Raw genomic sequence first — 3,845 nt, forward strand, 5'->3', positions numbered from 1 at the left:
AACTAACCTGATTTGTAAGTGAGCTTGTGAAGCTTAAGTGAACAGCATTGGTTTATTTCTGGATGAGAATGGCGCATGCATAACTTGTCCGGCCCGCCTGTATGGTCAGTTCTCTGACACAGAGAACCGGTCAGGAGAAAATGTAACCAATTCCTATAACTCTTATTCATTTAATTTATTTCAGTTAAATAATAAAAGCAGTTTCTTGCCAAAATATCCCATTTTTCACGTTTTTGCGTTGACATACATGTAAATATAAGTTAGAGAAACAGTTTCGGCTGCTTCTCTTCCCTGACTCAGAACTGGCAAGTCCAAAAAGCAATACCGTTTCAAACCTTTAGAAACAAACCTGTAGAAAAAGGAGAAAAACATGGCTGATTATCAAAGCGAAGCCCGCGAGCTCTTAAAGCTGGTCGGCGGAAAAGAAAACATTGTTTCCGTGACCCACTGTGTTACCCGTATGCGATTTGTCCTCACCGAACCGGACAAAGCCGATATTGAAGGCATCGAGAAACTTCCGACCGCCAAAGGCACATTTACCCAGGCAGGCCAGTTTCAGGTCATCATCGGAAACGATGTCACCAACTACTACAATGATTTTATTAAAGTCTCCGGCCTCGAAGGCGCATCCAAAGAGTCTGTGAAACAGGCGGCCTAGTCCAATCAGAACTGGCTGCAGCGTCTGATCGGAAATCTGGGCGAAATCTTTACACCCATTATCCCGGCGCTCGTAGCCGGCGGTCTTATTCTTGGCTTTCGCAACTGCATTGATTCGCTTTACCTTTTCGAACAGGAAACGAAACCCCTGGTCGACATCTCTCAGTTCTGGAGCGGCGTCGACAGCTTCCTGTGGCTGATTGGCGAAGCTATCTTCCACTATTTGCCGGTAGCCATCACCTGGTCGATTACCCGCAAGATGGGGACCAGTCAGGTGCTCGGCATTATCCTCGGTATTACTCTCGTTTCTCCGCAGCTCTTAAACGCCTACGCGGTAGCATCTACGCCGGTGGCAGATATTCCAGTCTGGAATTTTGGCTTTGCGACGGTTCGTATGATCGGCTATCAGGCACAGGTCATCCCCGCGATTATGGCCGGCTTCATCCTCGTCTATCTCGAGCGCTTCTTCCAGAAGATCACGCCCGCAATTGTTTCCATCATCGTCGTTCCCTTCTGCTCCATCGTTCTGGCGGTTCTGATTGCGCATACAATCGTTGGTCCAATCGGCTGGGTTCTGGGCGACTGGATTTCCAAAGCCGTTTACGCCGGACTCATGAATCCGTTTGGATGGCTGTTCGCCGGTCTGTTTGGCCTGCTCTATGCCCCGCTCGTTATTACCGGTCTGCATCATATGTCCAATGCAATTGACTCGCAGCTGATTAGCTCGTATGGCGGAACGATCCTCTGGCCGATGATCGCCTTAAGCAACATTGCACAGGGCTCTGCCGTTCTTGGCTTCTCTTTCCTCACCCGTAAAAACGAACGTATCCAGCAGGTTTCTCTTCCAGCAGCCATCTCCTGCTACCTTGGCGTTACTGAACCGGCATTATTTGGTATCAACCTGAAATACGGCTTCCCGATTATCTGCGGCATGATCGGCAGCTCGATCGCAGCCATGTTCTCCGATGGCTTTGGCATCAGCGCCGTTTCCATCGGCGTGGGCGGTCTGCCTGGCATTCTTTCCATCTTTCCGCAATACTGGGGCTTATTCCTGATTGCGATGGTCATTGCGATCGTTATCCCGTTTGTTCTTACCGTAATCTGGGGCAAAACCCATCTCTCTGATGAAGTCCGCTATGGACAGGCGCAGAAAGAAAACAGGCTCACCCTCGAGCAGGCAGACAAAGACGTAATCCTGAACGCTCCGATGCGCGGAACTCTGCTTCCTTTATCCGAAATCAAAGACCAGGTATTCGCTTCCGGCGCCATGGGCCAGGGCTTTGCGATCGATCCAGAAGACGGACTTGTGCTTGCTCCGTGCAATGCGGAAGTCATGATGGTCTTCCCGACAAAACATGCGATTGGTCTTAAAACGCAGAAAGGCGAAGAAGTCCTGATCCATCTGGGCATGGATACCGTGGAACTGAACGGCGAAGGCTTTACAATGCGTGTAAAACAGGGCGATCTGGTTACCGCCGGCGATCCCATGGTGGAAATGGATCTGAACGCGATCCGCGCTGCCGGCAAGTCGGTTATCTCCCCTGTCGTGGTCACCAGCGGTCAGAACGTGAAGCTGCTGGCTGACGGAAAGGTGGAAGCCTCCGAACCGGCTGCCGTTATTCTCCCTTCTTCCAGCATTTAAAAAACGCAGTCTTTTAAAAGACGCAGCGAAACAAAATCATTTTAACCTTTACATCGCTGACTTTTCATAAGTCTGCGATGACCCTCTGAACTGCACTTTGGAACTGATTATGGAAAGGAAATGTATGGACTGCTCAAAACAAGTCGTGTATCAGATTTATCCCAAGTCCTTTCAGGATACCACCGGAAACGGACGCGGGGATTTGAACGGCATTACCTCACATCTGGATTATTTGCAGGATCTTGGCATCACCATGATCTGGTTCAACCCGATCTTTCCCTCCCCGCAAAAGGATAACGGGTACGATGTCAGCAATTACACCGCTATCAACCCCGACTACGGCACGATGGACGATTTCGAAACGCTGGTCAGAGAAGCCGGAAAGCGCGGAATCGGCATCATGCTCGATATGGTATTCAACCACACGTCAACCGAGCACGAATGGTTTCAGAAAGCTCTGGCCGGCAACAGGAAGTATAAGGACTACTACATCTGGAAAAAAGGAAAAGACGGTCATCTGCCCACCAACTGGCCGTCCAAATTCGGCGGCCCAGCCTGGCAGTATGTCGAAAAATTTGACGAATACTATCTGCACCTGTTCGATCCTACCCAGGCGGATCTGAATCTGGCCAATCCGGATGTGCGAAACGAACTGGTCAATGTTCTGAAATTCTGGATAGAAAAAGGGGTCAAAGGCTTCCGTTTTGATGTCGTAAACCTGATTGACAAAATGGCGTTTGAAGACGCACCGGAAGGCAGCGAAGGCAAGGAATTTTATACCGATGGTCCGAAAGTCAACGACTATCTTCATCAGCTGCATGTCGAAGCGCTAGGCAATGCGGATGTCCTGACGGTCGGCGAAATGTCCGCAACGTCCGTGGAAAAGTGTTCCGGCTATTCGAAACCCGAAAACGAAGAGCTTTCCATGTGCTTTAACTTTCATCATCTGAAAGTCGACTACAAGGATAAGCAGAAATGGACGCTCATGCCCTTCGACTTTCAGGAACTGAAAGATCTCTTCTTTGAATGGGATGTGAAAATGGAAGAAGAAGGCGGCTGGAACGCGCTATTCTGGAACTGCCACGATCAGCCAAGAGCCCTTTCCCGCTTTGGCGATCCCGTCCATTACCCGAAGGAATCCGCAAAAATGCTGGTATCGGTGATCTTTACCCGCCGCGGTACTCCGTATTTCCTGTACGGTGATGAAATCGGCATGACCAATCTCAACAGCCGTTCTGTCGCGGACTATGACGACGTTGAATCGCACAACGCGGCGGACATGCTCAAACACGAGCAGCATAAGAGCGATGACGAAATTCTCGCCATTCTCCAGGCAAAAAGCCGCGACAACGGCCGTACGCCCATGCAGTGGACGAATGGGACAAACGGCGGGTTTACAAGCTGCCAGCCCTGGCTTCGCCTCAACGACAATCTCGAAACCGTCAATGCAGAGTGTTTTTTGTAGTTTAAAACTGGTCCAAAAAAGCGAAGATCGGATTTGAAAACTGGGCCACCTGACTTGTACCGTACTCCGTAATGGAGGACT

The 3,845-nt window shown here is 49.9% G+C and carries 3 protein-coding genes; all 3 read left to right on the plus strand.

The features are described from left to right. Positions 1 to 370 precede the first annotated feature (370 nt). The 3 genes from Q2J39_RS10520 to Q2J39_RS10530 all read left to right on the plus strand — a co-directional run bounded on the left by Q2J39_RS10520 (position 371) and on the right by Q2J39_RS10530 (position 3,764). Positions 371 to 658 (plus strand): PTS transporter subunit EIIB, encoded by a 288-nt coding sequence (locus Q2J39_RS10520; RefSeq protein WP_288340649.1) that lies wholly within the window; start codon positions 371 to 373, stop codon positions 656 to 658. 15 nt (positions 659 to 673) lie between these two features. Next, positions 674 to 2,299: a PTS trehalose transporter subunit IIBC gene (gene treB, locus Q2J39_RS10525; protein ID WP_288340653.1), complete on the plus strand. Its 1,626-nt coding sequence runs from the start codon at positions 674 to 676 to the stop codon at positions 2,297 to 2,299. Between the two features lie 124 nt (positions 2,300 to 2,423). Then, entirely contained in the window at positions 2,424 to 3,764 is a 1,341-nt protein-coding gene (locus Q2J39_RS10530) for an alpha,alpha-phosphotrehalase (protein ID WP_289068951.1), read from the plus strand. The last annotated feature ends 81 nt before the right edge of the window (positions 3,765 to 3,845 follow it).

The sequence above is a fragment of the uncultured Allobaculum sp. genome (genome assembly GCF_948576815.1).
In the GTDB taxonomy this organism is placed as follows: domain Bacteria; phylum Bacillota_I; class Bacilli_A; order Erysipelotrichales; family Erysipelotrichaceae; genus Allobaculum; species Allobaculum fili.